Origin of the sequence: Alteribacter natronophilus, assembly GCF_006007885.1 — a bacterium.
GTDB classification, from domain to species: domain Bacteria; phylum Bacillota; class Bacilli; order Bacillales; family Salisediminibacteriaceae; genus Alteribacter; species Alteribacter natronophilus.
The window spans coordinates 443,335-466,418 of the sequence record NZ_VCRO01000002.1 but is presented as its reverse complement, the minus strand read 5'-3'; the positions used below and the strand labels follow the sequence as shown (position 1 = coordinate 466,418).

The following is a 23,084-nucleotide window of genomic DNA, read 5'->3' as shown; positions in this document are numbered from 1 at the left end:
AATTTTACCATTATTTATGTATTTATGTAACATCAGAGCATTAAGGATCCAGCCATCCACTGACCATGTAACTATTTTCACTCTTCAGCGTCTATTTATATATGTAAAGACCGGATCCCGTCTTTACTCAATCGACAAGTTACGGTAAAATTTGATAAGTGTAAAAGATCTATAAAACTTTGAAATTGCATCACTTTGCAGTTCACATAGAGGAGTGTCTAAATTGACACAATCACGAATAAAGAGGCGAAAACAGCGAAAACGTACTCCTTTTAAAAGGTTTCTGAAAGTCACATCCCTTACACTGTTAACTCTGATAGCAGTGACCGGCGGTTATCTGTTCTGGAAAGTAAACGAAGTATCCCAGAGCGCCCAGGTGGATCTTGACCGGGGCGAGCATTCAGATTACAGAGATGAAGCAGTTAATCCAAACAGCGATCCATTTTCCGTGCTGATTCTCGGGCTTGATACCCGGGACGGGGACTTGTCCGGGATATCCGACGCCATGGTCCTGGCTACATTTAACCCGGAAGACGGCTCCATAAAAATGCTTAATATCCCCCGGGACTCAAGAGTGGAAATTGTGGGCCGCGACCGTACCGATAAAATCAACCACGCACACGCATTTGGCGGTGTTGATATGAGTATTGCTACTGTTGAGAACCTGCTGAATATCCCGGTGGATTACTTTGTTTCACTTAACTTTGACGCCTTTATGAAGATCATAAACGAACTTGGCGGTGTAGAGGTTGATGTTCCAATGACATTCACTGAAACCGACAACGCAACATACGGTACCATTACACTCGAAGAAGGACGCCAGACATTAAATGGCGAAGAAGCTCTTGCCTATGTGAGAATGAGAAAATCAGACCCACAGGGTGATCTCGGCCGGGGCGAACGTCAGAAGGAAGTAATCGAATCAGTTGTGCGTGAAGCAGCCTCCTTCAGTTCCATTACCCGGTTTGGTCCACTGATGGATGCCCTTGAAGGAAACCTGTATACGAACATGAGCTTTAATAATGTTCTGGGGATGCATTCTTATGCCAACGATCTCGACCAGATCGATTCATTGAGCCTTGACGGGACGAACTCGAGGGATGGCGGCATTTACTACTATATTCTCAATGAAGAATCTGTAGCTGATACCTCTTCCAGACTGCGTACTCATTTAGAGCTGGAAGAAAACAATGAAACTGCCGAAAGTGAAAGCACCAGTTCAGAATACTGATTCAAAAAAAGGCGGCCGTCAAATGACGGTCGCCCTCTTTATATTGAAAGTGTCTTCCGAATTAAGGACGTCCCGCATGTTCAGGCGGTCCCGGAGTTCCTGCATGAGGAGGCTTACCAGGCTTGCCGGCATGAGGAGGCCGCTTGGACTCGTCATCTTCCTCTTCTTCATAAAGTTCCACCGTGATCCGCCCTTCACTGGTGTAATCAATATCTTCACCCTGTGAAGTAAATGTCTCGGCAAAATCGATCATGGCGTTGGTCATGAACCCTGCGCCAGGACGGATGACGTTTCCTTCAAAGTTATATCCGCTTCCACCAGTGCCAAGGAAGTCAGGAATAGCCAGTACATACTTATCATCAAGATTCATCGGTTCTCCCCCGAGGTACATGTCGACATCTACAAGCTTTCCTTCCTCATCAGTCAGAATGGTATAATGCATACCCGAAGTCTGCAGGTCGAGCTGATCTCTTCTGTTATAGGAATACTCGATAACATCTTTAATCGCATGCCCGGTCATTTCAATCTCCATAATTTCGTTTGCAAATGGTTCAATCGTATATATATCTCCGGCTGTGATCTCTCCCGGCTCTATGCTGGCACGAATTCCTCCGTTGTTTGTCAGGGCAATATCCGCCTGAACATATTCACGCATGGCATCTGTCCAGAAATTACCCAGTGGCGCATCTTCCTCGTATCTCGTATCTCTGTCGAGACCAGTGTTTGTATATCCAATGACTTCTGCCAGAATTTCATCCATTTCAGCGTTGTAGTCATCGATCATTTTTTGAATTTCGCTGTTAGCTTCGGTCAGTTCTTCCACTTCCTGAAGGAAACCCTCAACTCCGACTACTTCTTGCGTCTCTCTATCAATTTCAATGGACAGGTTTCCAACGTAGTTATTGTTCGCACCGGCCTGTACGATCGGTGTACCGGTTTCTGTATTAGGTTCCTGCAGGACAGTATGTGTATGACCGCCGACAATCACATCAAAAAGACCCGGGAAGCTCTCGGCTACCTGCCGGTCGGCGCCAAAGCCAATGTGATTTAACCCAATAAGTACATCCACTTCATCTTTTAAGTATTCATACTGCTCCACAGTTTCTTCATAAGGATGGAACTCCAGTCCCACGATTCCTGCAGGCGCTGTTGCCGGGGGAGCCTGAGTCAGAGCAAGAATTCCTACTGTAAATTCGCCCATATCCTTAATAATATAAGGATCCGGCTGTTCAATTGGAATATCCTCGTCGATAACTTCTGTATTGGCACTCAGCCACGGGAAGTTAGCGAGGTCTTCATTCCTTGCAAAAGCTTCCTGACCGTAATCGAACTCATGGTTGCCGATGACCATGGCATCCACGCTCATTTCATTCAGAATATTGATAAGGGGCTCACCCTCCTGAAGATCAACAACCGGGTTCCCGCTGAAAATATCTCCTGCATCTAGATAAAGCGAGTACTCCGAATCATCTCTAACACTATCAATATATGCTGCCGTTTTTGCCAGATCATCGATTGAGGAATGGATGTCGTTCGTATGAAGTACATTCAGCTCAAAGTTTCCTTCTTCTGCAGACCCGCTCCCTGCCGGAATCATAAACGGGGAAAAAAGCAGACCCAGAACCAGCATCATGGACATAACTTTCCTGTGACTTTTGTGTAACATCTAATACCTCCTGATTAGTTTTTGCCCCCTTCAGGGCATGACACCTTATAGAAAGGAATCTACTATCTACTATAACGGAAGAATGTAAAGTTTTACTTTACACATTGTTACAAAATAATATATTTTCCGTCAATTTTAAATAAAGAAAGCACAAAAAGTGGCTAGGACAGAAGTATTTTTACAGACGAAAATCCGAACAACTAATATGCGGTGCAGGTAAATCGCTCCTGAAATATTCGCCGCTTTCCGCGGGAAGCGGCTGAGCATCCGCGTGCTTCGCACTGCGGGGTCTCACCTGCGCTTTTCCTCCCGCAGGAGTCGGCGAATATTTCATCCGCTTATCAGCTTTTGTTCGGATTCTAATCTAAACACTATACTTATGTCCCAGCCTTAATAGATTTACTTATGAGTTTCCATGGAATGTAACATCACTTCAGAGTTCTGATGTAATCCCGGATCGTTTCAATCAGCCCTTCCCTGAAGGCAGTCTCAGGACGCCACGAGAAAGCAGAAGCAAGTGATGATGGATCCAGGCAGCTGCGTCTGATGTCTCCTGGTCTGCTTTCCTGAAAGTCAGGCGCATACTCCGTTTCCTGAATGTCACAGAGATGCCGGAGCATGTTTTCCACCGTGATCTCCTTTCCGGTTCCCACGTTAAACACTGCCGGGCTGCTCTTCACTTCCTTCGTAAGAACAGCCTGTACGGCCCGTGCTACATCCTTCACGTAGACAAAATCACGCGTCTGTTTTCCGTCTCCGAAAATGACCGGACGCCTGCCGTGAAGGATATCATTCATAAAGATGGTAATAACGCCCGACTCAGCTGCCGCTTTCTGCCTCGGTCCGTAAACGTTGGCAAAGCGGAGGACTGCTGTATCCATGTTATAGAGCCTTCCATAGGCCTTAACGTACTCTTCCCCCGACAGTTTTGAAACACCATAGGGGGATAACGGAGCCGCTGGCGCTGTCTCGGTAACCGGAACTATTTCCGTATCACCGTAAACAGCGGCAGATGAAGCAAAAACGAAGCGTTCAACGCCATATTCCCTTCCCAGTTCAAGGAGGTTAATGGTTCCCTGAATATTGATTTCAGCATCGTACCCGGGATCCACCAGAGATGGTCCTACTTTACTCTGTGCGGCCAAATGCACAATACCGTCAATATCAGGGTGGTTCCTGAATACATCCTTAAGAGCTTCCCTGTCGGTTACATCAGCTTCATAAAGAACTTCAAAGGATCCATCTGTCAAATTGGCACGATCTCCTGTAGACATATTATCCACGATAACCGTTTCAATTCCGCACGCACTGAGGATATCAGCTGTATGTGAGCCGATAAACCCGGCTCCTCCAGTTATAACTGCTTTTTTCATCGTTTGCGCCACCTCTTATTAAGAAGCCTGAATAAAAAAGAAAGGCCAGCCTTATTTAGAAGCCTGGCTGACCCGGTTTTCAACCTTCTGCTGATCTTTTTTCTGTTCTGTCCCTTCCGCTTTGGACTTGTCGAACAGGACGATAAACGTCTTCATCAGGATGACGATATCAAGCCAGAAGGTATAATTTCTAATGTAATACAGATCGAACCGGAGCTTATCCTCCACGTCTGTACTGTATTTACCCATGATCTGGGCATACCCGGTAATCCCCGGTTTTACTTTGTTGCGGTAACCGTAATGGTAATACTGCTTTGAGAGCTGTTTAATGAAGAATCCCCGCTCCGGTCTCGGACCCACAAGGGACATATCCCCTTTAAACACATTAAAAAGCTGCGGCAGTTCGTCCAGGCGTGTCGATCTCATGAAACGGCCCACCTTGGTAATCCGGTCATCATTTTCAACAGCAAGCATAGGGCCTGTTTTATTTTCTGCCCCCTCGATCATAGAGCGGAATTTATAGATAATAAACGGCTTGTTATCTTTTCCGAATCTTTCCTGCTTGTAGATGATACTGCCTTTTGGATCTTCCGCTTTCACAATAAGGGCTGTAATGAGCAGGACCGGTGACAGAAGCACAATGAGAAAGGCTGAAGCAGCCAGGTCACAGGCTCTTTTAACCACCGTCTGGTCCCAGGTAAGCCCAAAAGGTTTTACGGACATAACCAGTGTATCATCAAGGGGCGAAACGGAAGCCCGCTGCATGAGGAGCTCGTACAGGGTAGGTACTACATAAACCAGCTTATTCTGGTTCATCGCGTGATAGATAATCTCCGACTTCGTTTCTTTTGATATATCAGCACAGAGAAGAACGTAATCTGTGTGCCGCATATAAGCCGCTATTTTGGACGCCGGGGCCTGGGAGGACAGTCTCGTAACCCTTGTCCCTTTCAGCATCGGCTGTCTGACTTTGGCCAGAATCTTATCCGAATCCTCTCCGTCACCAATGAAAAGTACATTGCCCACTACATTCCCTCTTGTAAGTTTCAGATAAAGTAATTTTGAAGAGGTCATTAGAATAATGGAAAAAATACTTGCAATAAGAATAATGGATCTCGGCATGGCAAATTCCCGGAACAGATAGGAAGCGGACATTGTCAGAAACGCCATGAAGATAACCGCTATGACGATCTTAACGGCGATGTCCCAGAGCGTATTTTTCCGATCCAGCGCATAGAGCTCATAAATACTCACAAAAAACAGCCCGATGAGGAGGATCCACGGAAGCAGGGCAATAAACGAGTTCCAGTTTTCCGCCGGAAAACCGCTGTAGCGGATGTAAAACGCACTGATGTATGCCAGCAGGATACAGAGCAGATCCGTCAGTATTAAAAATGATTTATGCGTTGTAAGTGAACTGCTGTTAGGCATGGTGTTTACATCTCCTCTTTCAAATCGGGCAGCAGCCCTTTGGCACAGTCTGCTTTATATAGACTAAATACACGGATTCATCCGCCCTTAAACCTTATAGCGGATTACTTCGGTACGTCTGCATAACGGTCAACATCCGGTCTTCCGATGGAATGATAGATGAGACCTGCTTCTTCCGCTTCTCCCAGTGTAAAACAGTTCCTTCCATCGATCAGTACAGGCATCTTCAGGCTGTCTCTTACCGCATTGAGGTTCATTTCCTTAATATCTTTCCAGTCCGTAAGAATCAGACATGCATCTGCATTTTTCACAGTTTCATAGAGATCTGTCGAATAGTTGATCATTTCCCCGAAATGCCTGCGCGCTTCCGGTACAGCCACCGGGTCAAATGCCTCTACTGCAGCTCCAAGCCTGAACAGCTCCGGAACAATCTCAAGCGAAGGTGCATCTCTCATATCGTTCGTATTCGGCTTAAAAGCAAGACCGAGAACCGCAATCTTTCTTCCTTTAAGATCAGGGAAAATCGACTGAAGTTTGGATACAACTTTTCGTTTCTGGTTTTCATTTGTTTCAATAACAGCTTTGGCCAGTTTAAAATCATAGCCGGCCTGTTCAGCGATATGAACGAGCGCCCGCGAATCCTTCGGGAAGCACGAACCGCCATAACCGATACCTGCCTGCAGAAACTGCGGGCCGATTCTCTTGTCGTACCCCATTCCTTCAGCCACTTTTGTAACATCAGCCCCCACGCGCTCACAGATATTCGCTATATCATTGATATAGGAAATCTTCGTCGCCAGAAATACGTTGGAAGCATATTTAATCATTTCGGCTGTTTCAAGATTTGTCCGGACGATATTCTTCGTAAAAGGCTCATGCAGTGCGGCAATAATATCCTCGGCATGAGTACTGGTTGCTCCCACTACGGCCCGTTCCATGTTCTTCGTATCGTATAGTGCCGACCCTTCCCGGAGGAACTCTGGGTTTGAAACTACGTCAAAACCGGCTTTACCTCCGCTTGCGTCAGCAATAATTTCCTGGACCATCCGCCCGGTACCAACAGGCACCGTGCTTTTATTCACGACGATTTTATATCCGTTAAGGTTTTCTCCTATCGTACGGGCCACATTCCTGACAAAAGTCAGGTCCGCCTCGCCATTTTCCGCCATTGGCGTGCCGACTCCGATATAAATAATTTCGGCATCTTTCACAGCAGAGGGAATATCTGTAGTAAAAGTAAGGCGTCCTTCACCGGTATTACGTTTGACGACTTCCTCAAGACCCGGCTCGTAAATCGGGATGATCCCATTGTTAAGAGAATCTATTTTATTCTGGTCAATATCACAGCACACAACCTGGTTTCCTGTGTCCGCAAAACACGTACCGGATACAAGTCCTACATAACCTGTGCCCATGACTGCTATTTTTCTCATATAAATCTCCTAACCTTTCAATGGAGTTAATCTTTCTTCGTATACCTGTTTGAGATAATCAGCCACATCCTCTGAAAGATCTTCCCGTTGAAGGGCAAAATCGACGGTCGCTTTAATAAAACCGAATTTATCTCCAACATCATAACGCACACCGTCAAAGTTATATGCCAGAACCGCCTGCTGCTGATTCAGCTCTTTAATAGCGTCTGTGAGCTGGATTTCTCCGCCTGAACCCGGCGGAAGGTTTTCAAGCACATCAAAGATTTCAGGACGAAGCACATACCGTCCCATTATAGCATAATTTGAAGGTGCATCTTCAAGGGCCGGTTTTTCCACAAGGGATTCAGCGTGAATAACATTCTGCTGAATTTCCTGTCCCTTCGGAGCCACAATGCCGTATTTGGAAACGTCCGAATCAGGTACTTCCTGCACCCCTACTACAGAAGAATGATATCTGTCGTAGACATCAATCAGCTGCTCCAGACAAGGCGTTTCAGACTGTACAATATCATCACCGAGAAGAACGGCGAAAGGCTCGTTTCCGATGAATTTTCTCGCACACCAGATGGCATGCCCAAGCCCTTTCGGCTCTTTCTGACGAATATAATGGATATTTGTCATACTGGAAATCTCACGCATCTGATTAAGCTGCTGCTGTTTGTTTTTCTTTTCGAGCGTTTCTTCCAGTTCAAATGATTTATCAAAATGATCCTCAATCGCTCTTTTCCCGCGCCCGGTTACGACAATAATGTCCTCGATCCCGGAAGCGATCGCTTCTTCGATAATATATTGAATCGTTGGCTTATCTACAATTGGCAGCATTTCCTTCGGCTGGGCCTTAGTAGCCGGAAGAAATCTCGTTCCGAGACCGGCTGCCGGAATGATGGCTTTTTTTACCTGCATGTGTTTCCACATCCTTTATGAACTTAGACTCAATTTTACAATATATAAATTATAGTACCTGTACCCGTTTGAGGCCAGCTTAACTACTAATTTTGTCGCGCATAATTTAAAAACGTTACATTTGTATGAAATAAAAGCAGGGTCAACGAGGACTTTCCCTCTCTACGCAAACAAGAAAAAACCCGCACCCATTTCGGGTACGAGTCATTTCCTTACTGAAAATAGTCTTTTACTCCATCAAGGATTCCTTTTGCTGCCCGATTTCGGTAAGCATTGTCTCTCAGTTTCGCTGCATCACCTTCGTGATCCATAAATGCGACTTCAAGCAGGGTACTCGGAATTCTTGTCTGGGTAATAACGGTGAAGTTCGCCTGTGCTACTCTGCGATAACGAGTTTCCATTTGACTGACAACGTTATTCTGCAGGTAGGTAGCAAGGTTCAGACTGTTTTGTCCTTCATATCTGGTGTTATAGAATGTTTCTGTTCCATTAGCATTTCCGTCGAATGCATTTGCGTGAACACTGATAAATATATCGGCATTCGAATCATTGGCAATTGCCGAACGCTGTGACAGTGTCAAGTAAACGTCAGTGGTTCTCGTCATGATGACGGTAGCGCCTTCAGCTTCAAGTAAATTACGAGCTCTCATGGATATATCAAGGGCAAGTTCACTTTCAACCATGCCTCCTGCTATAGCTCCTGGGTCACTGCCGCCATGGCCCGGGTCAAGAACGACCACTTTACCGGCAAGATCACCTGAACCGGAGACAATATTTACATACATTCCGGAAACGAATGCTGTGGAAGTTCCAAATTCTATTTCGTACCAGTTGTTACTCGTTTCATTAACAATTGTTACCTGGGACCCGTTCGGTAATGAACCGACCGTACTATAGCCTGTTCCCGGGCCTGATCTCACATTCAGAGAGGAGGCTGTAGTATAACCGATTTTTTTATCAGCCTCCCCCTGCTGAGCAAGCAGGAGCTGAATTTTTTCCAGCGTAATACTGTCTCCAATACCATTTACGATCAGATCGTTAGACTCCTGGAAGTCCATTACAACACCTGATGTAACAGAGCCATAGGCGTCGGAAGGTGACGTCGGGAAGTTTCCGTACCCTAACTCACTAAGATCCAGCTTCAGTTCCCTAACGTGATCTCCGCGCTGCCCGTCAGAGTATGGTGAGTTAAGCGTACTATGGATTGTTTCAAGAGTCTGTTCATCAGCAATCCCTGAGACAGGAAGACTGTAGTATGACTGAAGATCCTCTACAACTCCCATAGTAACTGGTCCATAGTTTTCGGATGGAGAAGATGGGAAATTCCCAAAACCGAGTGCTGTCATATTATTTTTTAATTCAACAACATGGGGACCCTGGTCTCCATTTTGGTATTGGCCGGAAAGCTGCTCTTCAATCAGATCCAGCGTAACTCCGTTTGCAGCCCCATTCACTTTAAGGCCGTTTGCTTCCTGATAATCACTTACGACACCTGATGTAACAGAACCATAACGGTCGGAAGGGCTGGAAGGGAAGTTTCCAAAACCAAGAGATGTGAGGTTAGTCTTCAGAATCACGATTCCCGGGCCTTCATCACCATCCTGGAACGTTCTCCCTAGCTCACTTTCAATCATGGCAAGAGTATTCTCGTCAGCAATTCCTGTGGCAGTCAGTCCATAATAAGTCTGAAAGTCTTCTACTACACCCATTGTTACCGGTCCATAATTTTCGGACGGTGATGATGGGAAAGTTCCAAAACCCAGAGTCGATAAATTCACTTTCAATTCAGTGACATGCGGACCCTGATCACCGTCATGATATGGCGGTACAGAATTGAGCTGCATGTCCAGTGTAGATAAAGTTTCTTCACAGGCAATGCCTGTTTCCGCAATACCATTGGCAGCTTGAAAATCTTCTACCACACCCATCGTTACTGGCCCATAGTTTTCAGATGGGTCTGACGGGAAGTTTCCAAATCCGAGTTCAGTAAGCTCGAGTTTCAGCTCCTTTACATGCGGACCCTGATCACCATCATGATAAGGGAGTGGAGAAAGCTGCATGTCAATTGCAGACAATGTTTCTTCACAGGCAATACCTGTTTCCTCGATGCCATTGGCAGCTTGAAAATCTTCTACCACACCCATCGTTACTGGTCCATAGTTTTCCGATGGGTCTGATGGGAAGTTTCCAAATCCGAGTTCAGTAAGCTCGAGTTTCAGTTCCTTTACATGCGGACCCTGATCCCCATCATGATAAGGCAAAGGTTTCAGGAGGCTGTCCAGCTTAGCAATGGTTACTTCACCGGTGACCCCTGTTTTCTCCAGTCCATTGGCGGCTTGAAAATCTTCAACGACTCCCATCGTTACTGGTCCGTAGTTTTCAGATGGTTCTGTCGGGAAGTTACCGAATCCCAATGCTGTTAAATCTTTTTTCAGTTCAACAATTTCAGGACCCTGATCACCATCAACGTACGGGATGTTCAACTCGTTTGATGAAGCATTCATGCTGAACGTACCGAAAGTCTGTACAGATGACTCTGATTCTTCTGAGTCCTTTCCGTCTTCTTTGGCTTTCAGATCTTTATCTTCCTCAGCTTCTTCTTGTGTTTCTTCAGTTGCTTCTTCTTTTGTTTCTTCTTTTGTTTCTTCTTTTGTTTCTTCTTGTGTTTCTTCTTTTGTTTCTTCTTTTGTTTCTTCTTTTGTTTCTTCAGTTACTTCTTCAGTTGTTTCTTCAGTTGTTTCTTCAGTTGTTTCCTCGGTTGTTTCTTCAGTTGTTTCTTCAGTTGTTTCTTCAGTTGTTTCTTGAGGAGCTTCTTTATCTTCTGCTGTTTCTTTTACATTATCTGCTTTTTCATCAGCAGTTTCTTCGTTTGTTTCTTCTTTAACTGCCTCTTCTTCTGATTCTTTCTCGTAGAGGACTCCTACATTAGATGTAAGAGAAAGGTTTTCATCTTCAACTTCAAAAGTGAGTAAATTCTCTCCCTCCTGAAGCTTGTCAGAGAGTTTGAACGTCCAGTCTTCCTCAACATCCAGAGTTCCCTCATCATAAATATTACCCTCATTCTCTACAGTGAACGTAACAGTTCCATTCTCCAGTACATCATTGAAATGGTACAGAAGGTTTCCTTCTACAACGTTATCAGATGTGCTGAGAACATCTTCTTCAGAATTCATTCCTGTGAAGGTAATGAAATCACGAAGGATTGTCAGGTCTTCCTGAACAAGCTGTTTTCTTTCACTATCCACGTAGGTTTCCAGAGAGAGTACATACTCCCCGGTTTCCACTTTCTCACGCTGTTCTTCATCAGCAGATTCATAAGTATAATCCCATGTGAATTCTGTGACTTCCTCTTCACCAGCGAGAGACCGAATAAGTCCCACTTTCTTACCGGTGGATGCCTCCAGCAGATAAATATGATGCTTGAGGTCCGTTTGCTCCATTGTCACACTTACCAGCATGCCTTCTTCATCCAAATCAGAATAAGGTGCTTCAACCTTAAGCTGTGGACCTTCTGTGATGTCCTCTTCAGATTTTTCTGACTCACCGGCTGCTGAGGCCGCAGAAGGAAGTGCAGTGGAGAGGAGCAGCAAGAACACGAGTCCGACTGTCAACCACTTTTGATACCACTTTCTCAAATCTCACATCTCCCATTTCTCTTTTTTTTTGACAAATGAACTTCTGCAGGACTGACGGCAATATGCCGCCTGGACCAGGCCTGCATTTTTTTCCATTTATCATATTTATATAAAAACAAGGAGGCCTCTTTAAGAGGCATCCTTGTTTTTTCACTTGTAATCGGGAATATCAAACGTTCTCGTCAGATAATCCAGTTTCTGATAGTGGTTGAACATGATGCTTGTCTGTTTTATTGCCCAGCCAATATCCGTTGCATACTGATGAAAGCCAGGCAGACCTGGATTCCATCGCATTTTGTAAAGCGTGTCCTGCTGATAGGTTTCATGATGGACATAATCATTGGCAATAAATTGTGCCCCGCCGATAATCGCTTTCTCCGGTGTTGTCCAGCCTTCGTTATATGCATGGATCGAACCGCGGGTATATGGACTGGCGTCGACTGCACGGATGCCGAACATGTTGTAGACAGCTTTCATATCCAGGCCGGATGTGTCGTAGCTGTCGACCTCTTCTTCATACCACGTGCTGCCGTTTCTTTCAGCAATAATATACCTGTGTCCGGATCCATCCCGGACAGGCTGAACCGAAAGCCATTTATTCTCTGAAATCTGCCCAACTTCTATGGATCCGTTGGACAGAGCAGACGTCCCGTGTCCTGTTTCAAGAATCGCGTGTGAGAGCAGATAGAATTCATTTACCTGTTTTGTTCTTCCTGCTTCCTGAAACGCTTTGCCCTGTCCATCCAGAATGCCTCTTCCTGCAAGCTGTTCATCAAGATACTCTGCAGAAACCCCGGATGCTTCAGAGAGAACAAGAAACTGGAACATGTCCCGTTCATCAGGATCGCGGGAAAAGCGATCCGGATCGATATACCTTTCCAAATCCGGTACCTGGGCAAATTGCCAGTGCTGCCCGTGATTAAATTCAATGGCATACCACTCACGATTTATTCCGGGAGCAGTATCCTGATGAGTACCCAGAATTCTAACCTCTGCACCCTCACTGAGCGTGCCCACCCGTGTAACACGGGTATTGGGTTCAAACCTGACATTCAAAGACGATGCAGTGACTGTACCTTTGTCTCCATCACTGTTTACATCAATGTAATCAGTAACAACATAGGCTACCCGCTCAGAATAAAGGTCGGTTCTCGGCCCCCGGTGGGATTGCAGTCTCACCATTTCATCAAGCGTAATGTTATAGCTGGAATAAATAATCTGCGTGATATTTTCAGCTCTGTCAGCAATTAATTCGAGCGTTTCCTGATCGGCGATGCCGGTCGCCTCCAGTCCGAAAACTTCCTGAAACTCTTTTACGACATCAGCTGTATCAGAGTCGTATGCATAGGAAGGGTTCGACGGAAAGCTTCCAAACCCGAGTGTCGACAGGTTCATCTTCATTTCCTGAATATAGACATTCCGGTCTCCGGGTTTAAACGGAGGAGTCAGAAGTGATTCAATCTTTTCAAGAGTTTCCTCAGTCACAAGACCGTTAGCAGGAATCCTGTGATCTGCCTGGAACTCTTCCACCACTCCCATCGTTACTGGTCCGTAATTACGGGAAGGATCGTCAGGAAAATTACCGTAATCAAGCTTCGTCAGCTGAATTTTCAGCTCTCTGATTTCATCGCTGGAAGCGCCATCGTAATACCCGAAACTGATAAGGTTATCAATCGTTGTAAGTGTCGCTTCATTTACTGTGCCAGTTTCCGAGAGTCCGTAAAACGCCTGGAATTCGGCAACAGTATCTCTTAGAGCGCGGTCATAAACATGTGATGGGCTGTCCCCAAAACCGCTGTAACCCAGTTTGGTCAGGTTTGATTTTAGAGCAGCTGTTTCTTCTCCTCCATCAAGAAGGTCAGAAATTACTTTCAGTGTTTCTTCATCTGCAATGCCCGTGACATCCAGACCAAACGCTTCCTGGAATTCTTTCACCACTCCGGAAGTAACAGAGCCGTAGGCGTAGGATGGCGAGCTTGGAAAGTTTCCGAAGCCAAGCTCAGTCAGATCCATTTTCATCGTCTGGATGTATACATGCCGGTCTCCTGACTGATATGGAGGCGCCAGTAATGAGTATATCTTTTCAAGTGTTGCCTCTGTCACTATACCATTGGCAGGCAGTCCCTGATCTGACTGAAATTCTTCTACAACCCCCATCGTTACCGGACCATAATTGCGTGAAGGGTCGGAAGGAAAGTTTCCGTATTCCAGTTTTGTAAGCTGAAGCTTCAGATCTCTAATGTCACTGCTGACAGCGCCATCGTAGTAGCCAAAGCTGATATGCTTTTCAATTTCCGCAATTGTTGCTTCATCCGGGGCACCTGAAACTTCCAGGCCATAAAAAGTCTGGAACTCTTCAAGTGCTTCTCTTAAAGCGCGATCATAGGCATTTGATGGATTTTCTCCAAAGTTACCGTAACCCAGCTTTTGAAGTTCTGCTTTAATTACTGCCACATCTGCATCGAGAAGCTCCTGGATCATTGTGAGTGTCTCCTCATCTGCAACCCCTGTCGCATCAAGTCCGTAGGCTTTCTGAAATTCCTTAACTACACCGGAGGTTACAGAACCGTATGCGTAGGAAGGAGTCGACGGGAAGTTACCGAAACCGAGGGCTGTCAAATCCTGCTTCATCAGCTGAATGTAGTAATGACGGTCACCTGATTCATAAGGAGGTGACAATAGGGCTTCGATTTTGGTGAGCGTTTCTTCTGTAACAATCCCGTTTGCCGGAAGCCCGTTAGCAGCCTGGAATTCCTCTACAACTCCCATTGTTACAGGACCATACCGATTTGACGGAGATGTCGGAAAGTTGCCGTACTCCAGTTTTGTAAGCTGTATTTTAAGCTCCTGGATGTAATCTCCCGCGGCGCCGTCAAAATACCCGAGCGCCAAAAGGGCATCAATTTCAGCAAGAGTAGAGTCATCAGCAAGGCCAGTGACAGGAAGTCCATAAAATTCCTGGAAATCTCCCACAACACCCATAGTTACCGGGCCATATCGCTGTGAGGGATTTTCCGGAAATGAACCAAACCCGAGCTTAGTTAAATTCTCTTTTAGGACGACAACGTAATTTCCTTCAGCACCATCGTAGTACTCTCCGTCCAATAGATTGTTCAGTCTATCAAGGACAGCTGTGTCTGCAATACCTGTCACAGGCAACCCTTCAGTTTCCTGAAAATCACTTACTACTCCCATCGTTACCGGACCGTACCGGTTGGATGGAGATGACGGAAAATTGCCAAATCCAAGGGCAGTAAGCTGCTGTTTAAGTGTGACGATGTGATCGCCTGCCGCACCGTCATAAAACCCGGTTTCAACCATCTCGTCTGTTAGAGCCAGAATTGCTTCATCAGCTTCACCGTCTGCAGGAAGTCCATAGTGTTCCTGAAATTCCTTGATAACTCCCTCCGTTACGGGGCCGTAATTTCCTGACGGATCAGACGGGAAATTTCCGAAGCCAAGCTCCGTAAGGTTAAGCTTCAGCCGACGGACTTTCTCTCCGGTCAATGCTGTTTCATGATCACTGTCGGAAGAAGTCTGAGCCGTAAACAGTTCAGCACCGCTCTCTTCTTCAGACTTCTTATCTTCAGACTTCTTATCTTCAGATTCCTTGTCTCCACTTACATCTTTCGCGTTGGTCTCCTGCTCCTTTTCACTGTCGGCCTCAGATGATGGAGTTTCTTCGTCTGTAATTTCTTCCGAAGCTTGTTGTTCCGCAGCTTGCTCTTCATCAGTTCTGAACAGTTTCAGTTCTTCACTGAACTTGTTACCTGCAAGATCGGAGCCGTGGATCACAAGAACGCTTTCCCCTTCAGGAAAAACGGAATCGATTGTAAACTCTCCGTTTTCTTTCAAATCCAGCGTGCCTGACTCAAGCACCTCATCCCCGTTCAGAACCTCGAATTCCGCTTCAACAGCACGAGATCCTTCCTCATTGGAAAATAAAGAATGAAGAGCTGACTCTACGACACCTGTAAACTCGTTTGTCTGCAGCTCGTAGTTATTTTCACCCTCAGCGTCCGGCAGAACCACAACCGGCCGTTCACTATGTAGAACGAAATTCTGCAGATGCGTAACCTTAAGTTCTTTCTCTTCAGCCATAACGGCCAGAATCACTTCATAATTGCCATCTTCCAGTTTAACCCTTTCACTGGACTCTTCCTCATCAGGAAATGGCGTAACATGAAGGTCCCATTCAAAAACGACTTCCCCGTCTTCCTCAACGTCTGTGATGACCCCTTCAAACTCTTCTGCTTCCCGGTTATAAACCAAAAGCGTCTGAGCTTCGTCATTGGAGTCTCCTGTGAATGTTAACAGAACAGATTCTCTATCCTGATTGGTGACGGCATAGTCAATTTCAATTGGGGCTATCTCTCTTTTTTCCCCTTCTTCGGTCGATGATGCCGAGTCCTGCGGCTGATCATCAGCCGCAACCTGCAGGCCGGGTGTAAATACCAGCGTAAAGATCAGCAGGCAGACTATGAAATTGTTAAACTTTGCTTTGAGCAACCCTATCCTCTCCCTCTCCCCATAATTGTAAAAAAACCAGCATGAATAAAAAATTCGATGTAATAGTTGATTAATGTATATAATTTGAGGTTTTTTTACACTTTTGGACATAAAATATCCTTTTCTATTATCTGGGTACCCGTAACAGATTTCAATAGGCTAAACCTTGTTTTTTTATGAAAACAGATAATTTTTTTAAGATAATATGGTAAAGTCTATCTATACGGAGGTGCCTTATGAAGAAGCAGATGAAAGCCATTTACAGATCCATCAGACAGCAGAAATCACTGGAACATATAGATGAATTTAATACAGAGTCTTATAGAATGGGCGACGAAGTGATTGTTTATCTTTCGGTAAGTGACCGCAAATCAAGAGCTTATGTCACTGCAGGAAAAGGACTTACGCACTACCTTGCAGTACAGGAAGCGGTGAGCAGATTTAACGAGCTCCGTCCGGCCCATTTCCGAGCCGAATCAGTGAAGCTCGATATTCTCCAGGATATCCGGGAAGTTACAAAGGACGGCAAAAATGTTAACCCGTCGTCAACAGAACTTTCTTTCCGAAGCAGGACGGACGGTCTGATGCTTGAAAATGACTACGAGGCTGCTTTCCTGCCCGAGGAAGTACTCTCATACAGTATGGTTAAGGATAAAAAAGTCATTCCTTCAAACATTCTGAAAGCCTTTGAGAAACATGGCCTTCAGGATCGCCAAAAGCTTATGACCAGTCTTCTCAGCTCCAAATCCCTTAAAATCAGCCGTATCCGCACAAAATCCTACTTTACGGATGGCAGTGAAGTCCATTCCCTGACCAGGGGCCGCCGAAAGGGACCTGCAGAACTGACTGCAGATCTTCTTTATGACACTATTAAGCTGACAAAGAATCATTATTATAAGAACGTCATCAACAACGAAGGCAGATTTATTTATACCTATCATCCCGAGCAGAATGAAACACCATCCAAATACAATATCCTGCGTCATTCGGGGACTCTTTATTCCATGATTGAGACTTATGAAATGATGCCCGATCCGGAGCTGAAGCAGGAAATTGACAATGGTTTAAAATACCTCTTTAAAAGAGTAAAAGACCTTGAAATTAACGGCCACCAGACAAAAGTGATCCTGGAAAAAGGACACTTCAAACTGGGTGGAAACGCTCTGGCTCTTGTGGCGCTTGCAAAATATACAAACGTTTTCGATGATCAGCAGTATCTGCCGTTAATGCAGAGCATGGCTCGATGGATGAAAGAGTCCCAGGACGAAACCGGGAAATTTTCCGTTCATAAGCAGAATTATGAGACCGGTGAGGATACAGGATTCGTTTCAGGCTACTACCCAGGGGAAGCGATCCTTTCACTTGTCCGTCTCTATCAGATAGACCGAAATGAAGAATGGCTCGATGCGGCAGAAAATGAAGCAAAATACCTGATTGATATTCGGGACAACGATGCAACAATCGACACAATTACGCACGACCACTGGCTCCTTTATGCACTGAATGATCTTTACAGAGAAAGACCGGACCAAAAATACCTGAATCATGCCTTTCTGATCGCAGATGCCATGATTAAAACCCAGCTTTTCGATAATGTTAACAGCAAAGACAAAATCGGTGCATACGCCTCCTCCGGAAATGCTTCTACTCCTGTGGCATGCCGAAGCGAGGGGCTCTCGGCAACTTATCGTCTTGCGGCCGACCACGGGTATACGGAAAATGCCGCCAAATACAGAGAGGCGGTTGAGCATGGGATCAGGTTCCAGCTCCAGCTTCACTTAAAACCCGAATCGGTCATGTACTTTGATAATCAGCAGCTCTGTCTTGGCGCTGTTCACCAGGGCCTGAACAATTTTGAACTGAGAAATGACTATACCCAGCACAACATTTCAAGTTTTATCGCCTATCACAACATTCTTATGGAACGTTAAATGCATTAAAAAATGGTGTCCTCCTCATTGGGGACACCATTTTTTTGATCTATCTTTTTAGTCTTACAATTTTTTTGACGGCATCAAGAATTAATCTGACAGGTGAAGTGATCTTCCAGGAGTTACTCTGCTTCATCTTGTTGAGTTCTTTTTCCAGTCGCTCTTTATCACGAACAAGCTGATTAACTTCTTTTTCCAGATCCTTCTTACTCTTGCTTTTTCCTTTGGAAAGAGCCTCAAATCCCATCTTAACGGGTTTTTTCCATTCGGACTCTTCGATACTGATACCCTGTGAATCTTTCAGCTCTTCAAGGCATTCATCTTTAAAGTTCTGGATATCCGCATAGTTCTCTCCTACAACAACGATAACGGCCTCGTCATCTTCAGCACCGCCGCCTGCCTTTACGTACCCCTGAAGGTTGTTCTGCAGCGCCTGCCTTTTGACAAATTTCTTGAAACCGTTCATTTCGATCGTTCCGGAAATAACGAACCTGCGGCCCTTCAATGTTCCAAGCGGAGGTACAGGTAATTCAACCGTAGTTGCCGAACGGCTTTTAATAGGCTCCAGAATACTGTCAAAATTAAAATAAAGGCTGGATCTATCATTCTCTACTGTTTCAGGAAAGTAGAAATCAATGAATTCCTTGGCGAAGTCACGTGCTTTCCCTTCCATGGGGAACAGATGGCCGCCAAGACCCGGTCTTGAATTCACTTCTATGACAACACCTGAACGTTCCTCTTCATCAATAATAAGGTCTACACCACTGTGAGCCAGTCCCGGCACTGCCTTCGTTGCTTCAATGGCAATGTGTCTCATCTCAGGTGTCAGCTTGTGGGTGACATCTACAGAGTCCCCTCCATTGGAGAGATTGCTCTGAACCCTCAGGAACAGACGCTTGTCCTGCTCAAGTACCTCGTCCAGCTGATAACCGGCTTCTTTGATCATGTAGAGAACTTCTTTGTCAATTTTAATAAGACGGCTCGTCAGATGAGGATTTTTCTTACGGAAATCGTTCTTCTGATAAATCAGTTCACGAATGGTATGAACCCCGTCTCCCACAACATTGGCAGGAATTCTGTGCATGGCACCCAGAACCCGGTCTTCAAGAACAATAATTCTGTATTCCTTATCCCCCGGTACGTGAGTTTCAATGATGACTTCCTTATAACCCAGTTCGCTGCGGACATACGGGAGCGCTTCCTTTAGAACCTGCATATCTCTGACATTGGCAAATACCCCTTTGCCGCCGTTCGCACTTACCGGTTTTAAAACAAGAGGGAAGCCCAGTTCAGCAGCATAGCGGAGGATTTCCTCATCGCTTACGTTTCCGCCGAATTTTTCTCCCCTGGGAACCGGCACACCTGCTTTTGCAAGTACTTTCTTTGTAAGATCTTTATCATCGCAGATATGAAACGCTTCTTTGGTTACTTTATCCCCTTTTGACAGTTCAAAATGGTGCTCTCTCCCACCATAACTCAGGCAGTAGCGTACCTTCAGTTTATTTTCCTCATCAAATTCGCTGTAAAATTTGGTGGCAATCCCTCTGCGCCAGCCTTCCAGTGCAACTGTGTAGGTACTGATCCGTTTTCCCTGTCCGGCAGTCGGTACTGCTCCTTCAAGGTGAGGTAGCCATTTATACGTTGTCGCTGCCATTTGTTAATCCTTCCTTCCACGTCCTTAGATGAATTCTGCTTTATTATAACAAAGTCCGCTGCTTTTTTCCGACACAATTCTTCCTTACAATTTTTTACCTGGATTTAGCTCGATCTCCCAGTGTTCTCACAAAGGCAGTCCATTTCCATGCCTGGCTCCCCAGCATCTCTGAAATCCTCTTTTCCGCACGCTCCAGCTGCCTTTTTTCCCGATCCAGTTTTTTCTGAAGCAGTTCATAGTCATGTTTCATGGCTGTAAGTGTGCGCGATTCCGAATAGATAATATGAAACCCTGTTTTTTTGACCTGTTCTTCGGGATTATCCCTGACTTCAGCCGTCGATGAATCCCCTGCCAGCTTCACTGCCTGCTGGATAAAATCATCCAGGATTTTTCTTTCCTCATGCAGTGCAGACACTTCCAATTCCGTCTCACTGACTCTTTTGACATAGCCATGCAGACCCGCTCCCACTGCCAGGTTCCTGATTTTTTCAAGCAGGTGATGGTCCACCTTCAGACCCGCATCCGATATGAGGACCTGCTCCTGATCAAGAGGTCCTGCAGGGCAGGGAGCCAGTTCAATCTCATTGGTAACTCCATTTTTAAGACAGTCTTCCACAAGGGAAAAGTCGAAGGTAAAGGGTGACTTATCCTGAAGAGTACCAGGAAAATAAAAGTCAATCAGGGCTTTTGGAATATCTCTGGCCCTCCCCTGCACGGGAAACAGATGAGAACCAATGCCTGGACGGGTATTTACTTCAATGACCACACCGCTGGTCATGTCATGATCGACAATCATATCCACACCGCTGTGCACCAGCCCGGGAATGGCCTGGGACGCCTTTACCGCTATATCCTTAAGCTCTTCAGGAAATTCATCTGTCAGGTCAACAGGATCGCCCCCGGCTGAAACATTACTCACTCTTTTAACATACACTTTTTCGCCTTTCGGAGGCACATCCGTGAAGGCAACCTTCTTCGAACGAAGGGTACTGTAGAGGTGTTTATCGTATTTAATTGGCCGGTGGTACAGGTGAGGAACCTGCTTTCTCGCCTCATTTTTCATCTCAATAAGTTTTTCAACAGAATGGACACCGTCTCCTGTAACGTTGGCAGGTACGCGATTTACAGCTGCCAGCACCCGGTCTTCGAGTACATAAAGACGAATTTCCTCTCCTGTTACAAACTGTTCGAGAATGACATCGTCAAACCCCAGCGTACCGCGCACATAAGCGAGAGCTTCCTCAAGTGCTTTTTCCGTTTTGATATTAACGACTACACCTTTTCCCCCGCTTCCGTTTAAAGGCTTAAGAACCACCGGGTAGCCTATTTGTGAAGCAAATGAAAGAATATCGCCATCCGTTTGCCCGGCGTCAAAGGTCTTCCCTTTAGGATAGGGAACCCCTGCATGTTCAAGGTACTCATACGTCCTTTTCTTGTCATCACAGATGGCACGTGCTTCATCTGTAACCAGGTCTCCTTTGGAGCCTTCAAAAACGTGAGTGTTCCGCCCGTCGCTCAGGGAATATCTGATATCCGAGAGCTCACCTGAAGATCCCTTTACAGAAGAAAAACACAGGGAAAGCCCCCTACGCCAGCCTTCAAGAGAAATCGTATACATGCTGATTTTATTTTTAACCGCCTCAACAGGGATCCCTTCTTTCAGATGGTCCAGCCACTGATTCTTATCAATTTCCACTGTTTTCCCTCCCTTCTCCCATTACCTGAGTTTCCTTAACAATTTTGCAAACGCACGGATTGGCAGACTGATTTTCCACGACGTGCTTCTCCGCATCATTCGCAGTTTCTTTTCGGCGTTTCTCCGTTTCTTTTCAACCTCTGTGATCGTCAGTTCCAGCTCCCTCAGATTCTCTTTCATTTTCCGGGGTTCATCTTCTATGGCAAATCCCGGACGAAGGATCCCTGAAGCTGGAGCGGCAGGTCCTATGCCGACATCATATTCACTAACGGCTTTTGCCTTAAAATTTTCCAGCTGTGACTCTGAGGGCCCGGCAATCACCATTTCCAGCTCCGACTCCGATTTGCTCTTAAGCGATCCATGAAGCTGATAACTTTCGGCCAGCTCCCTGAGACTGAACTGAAGCTGAATATCGTGATCACGGCAGCTTATAATAACTGATTCACCCGTTAATGGCTGAGGGGCAGCCGGGCTCACTGCTGCCCAAACAGCAGATCCGCTTTCAAGTGGGCGCATCGTTTCCTTAAAACTGAAATACAGCGTCGATCTTCCCTTGCCTGCCGTTTCCGGAAAATAGTGATCCACAATGGCCCCCGGTATATCCCTGGCTTTTCCGGAAGAAGGGAAAAGGAGGGAGCCGATCTGTGCGGTCGGATTAATTTCGATTACTTCTGCTTTACCGCTCTCTTCATCCAGTATGAGGTCCACTCCTGCATAAGGCAGTCCGGGAATTGCCTTCACGGCTTTCACGGCCTCCTGTTTCGCCGCATCCGGAAACTCATCGGTTACGTCAACAGGGTCACCGCCTGATGATATATTGCTTTTGGCAGTAAGAAACACAGTACTCCCTTTGTCAGGCACACTCTCAGGACTTAACCCGGATTTTTTAAGAAACGCTTTTTCGTCCGCTCCGATTACGATAGGACAGCTTTTCAGTCGCGGATTCTGCATCCGCTTTCTGTTTTTTTCCTCAGCAAGCATTTGAATCGTACTGCGCCCGTCACCAGTTACATTGGCCGGAATCCTTTTCAGTACGCCCACTGTACGGCTGTCCACCACATATACTCTGTATTCGTCCCCCGATACGTGCTTTTCGAGGATCAGATCTTCCACATTACTGCTGCGGAGTTTCTTTACAGCCTGTTTTAACTGCCGCCCGTTTTCAATACCTGGGAAAACACCTCTGCCAAAACTGCCGTCCAGCGGTTTAATAACAAGGGGAAAGCCGATATCCTCTGCCGAAGATATCAGCTCCTGTTCTGGTTGAGAGGCACGAACACTTGTCCCCGGAGGCGTGTTCACCCCGCCTTTTATAAGCTCTGCTTTTGTCAGATTCTTATCTGCGCAGATTTCCACTGCACGGTTTGTGATCGTATTCCCCCGGGTTCTGAAAAAGTAATATGTCTTTCCGTCATTCCCAGTAAGAGAGAAGAGTTTGCCCGGTTTTTGCGTGTACCAGGTCTTCATCTCCCTGAACGGTTCCGCAGCCTCTTTGTACCACTTGAGTGTCAATCCGCGTCTCCAGCCTTCAAGAGCCACAAGGTAGGGACAAAGGTAATGACCGGAGGCTTCGGCAGCCACTTCTTCTGTTAGATGTTTTAGCCACTGTACCGTCATCTCGT

12 protein-coding genes are annotated in these 23,084 nt (G+C 45.9%); 2 read left to right on the top strand and 10 right to left on the bottom strand.

Translation table 11 applies throughout. The features are described from left to right. Positions 1-223 precede the first annotated feature (223 nt). On the top strand, positions 224-1,231 hold the full coding sequence (locus tag FGB90_RS09155; protein ID WP_138810517.1) for an LCP family glycopolymer transferase: 1,008 nt from the start codon (positions 224-226) through the stop codon (positions 1,229-1,231). A gap of 61 nt (positions 1,232-1,292) precedes the next feature. Here FGB90_RS09155 and FGB90_RS09150 read toward each other — a convergent pair whose 3' ends face one another. The 7 genes from FGB90_RS09150 to FGB90_RS09120 all read right to left on the bottom strand — a co-directional run bounded on the left by FGB90_RS09150 (position 1,293) and on the right by FGB90_RS09120 (position 16,181). Further along, positions 1,293-2,897, bottom strand: a complete 1,605-nt coding sequence (locus FGB90_RS09150; protein WP_138810516.1) for a bifunctional metallophosphatase/5'-nucleotidase — start codon at positions 2,895-2,897, stop codon at positions 1,293-1,295. 428 nt (positions 2,898-3,325) lie between these two features. Further along, positions 3,326-4,270, bottom strand: coding sequence for an NAD-dependent epimerase/dehydratase family protein (locus FGB90_RS09145; RefSeq protein ID WP_138810515.1), 945 nt, complete (start codon positions 4,268-4,270; stop codon positions 3,326-3,328). A gap of 51 nt (positions 4,271-4,321) precedes the next feature. Then, entirely contained in the window at positions 4,322-5,701 is a 1,380-nt protein-coding gene (locus FGB90_RS09140; protein WP_138810514.1) for a sugar transferase, read from the bottom strand. A 104-nt stretch (positions 5,702-5,805) separates the two neighbouring features. After that, positions 5,806-7,134 (bottom strand): UDP-glucose 6-dehydrogenase TuaD, encoded by a 1,329-nt coding sequence (tuaD, locus tag FGB90_RS09135; protein WP_138810513.1) that lies wholly within the window; start codon positions 7,132-7,134, stop codon positions 5,806-5,808. A 9-nt stretch (positions 7,135-7,143) separates the two neighbouring features. After that, positions 7,144-8,037 (bottom strand): UTP--glucose-1-phosphate uridylyltransferase GalU, encoded by an 894-nt coding sequence (gene galU, locus FGB90_RS09130; RefSeq protein ID WP_138810512.1) that lies wholly within the window; start codon positions 8,035-8,037, stop codon positions 7,144-7,146. Between the two features lie 212 nt (positions 8,038-8,249). After that, positions 8,250-11,672: a peptidoglycan-binding protein gene (locus tag FGB90_RS09125; RefSeq protein WP_138810511.1), complete on the bottom strand. Its 3,423-nt coding sequence runs from the start codon at positions 11,670-11,672 to the stop codon at positions 8,250-8,252. Positions 11,673-11,822: 150 nt separating this feature from the next. After that, complete coding sequence (locus FGB90_RS09120; protein WP_171051764.1) at positions 11,823-16,181, bottom strand: peptidoglycan-binding protein; 4,359 nt, start codon at positions 16,179-16,181, stop codon at positions 11,823-11,825. A 236-nt stretch (positions 16,182-16,417) separates the two neighbouring features. On the opposite strand from FGB90_RS09120, the gene FGB90_RS09115 reads away from it, so the two are divergent. Continuing rightward, positions 16,418-18,112 carry a beta-L-arabinofuranosidase domain-containing protein gene (locus tag FGB90_RS09115; protein ID WP_138810509.1) on the top strand — a complete coding sequence of 565 codons (1,695 nt, stop codon included), beginning with the start codon at positions 16,418-16,420 and terminating at the stop codon, positions 18,110-18,112. Between the two features lie 49 nt (positions 18,113-18,161). On the opposite strand, the gene FGB90_RS09110 is transcribed toward FGB90_RS09115, so the two are convergent. The 3 genes from FGB90_RS09110 to FGB90_RS09100 form a co-directional block, all read right to left on the bottom strand. Then, a complete protein-coding gene (locus FGB90_RS09110; RefSeq protein ID WP_138810508.1) occupies positions 18,162-19,766 on the bottom strand; it encodes an ATP-grasp domain-containing protein in 1,605 nt (534 codons plus the stop codon). Positions 19,767-19,860: 94 nt separating this feature from the next. Continuing rightward, the gene (locus FGB90_RS09105) at positions 19,861-21,462 is read right to left on the bottom strand and encodes an ATP-grasp domain-containing protein (RefSeq protein WP_138810507.1); all 1,602 of its coding nucleotides are present in this window, start codon (positions 21,460-21,462) and stop codon (positions 19,861-19,863) included. A gap of 21 nt (positions 21,463-21,483) precedes the next feature. Beyond that, the gene (locus FGB90_RS09100; RefSeq protein WP_138810506.1) at positions 21,484-23,079 is read right to left on the bottom strand and encodes an ATP-grasp domain-containing protein; all 1,596 of its coding nucleotides are present in this window, start codon (positions 23,077-23,079) and stop codon (positions 21,484-21,486) included. Positions 23,080-23,084 lie beyond the last annotated feature (5 nt).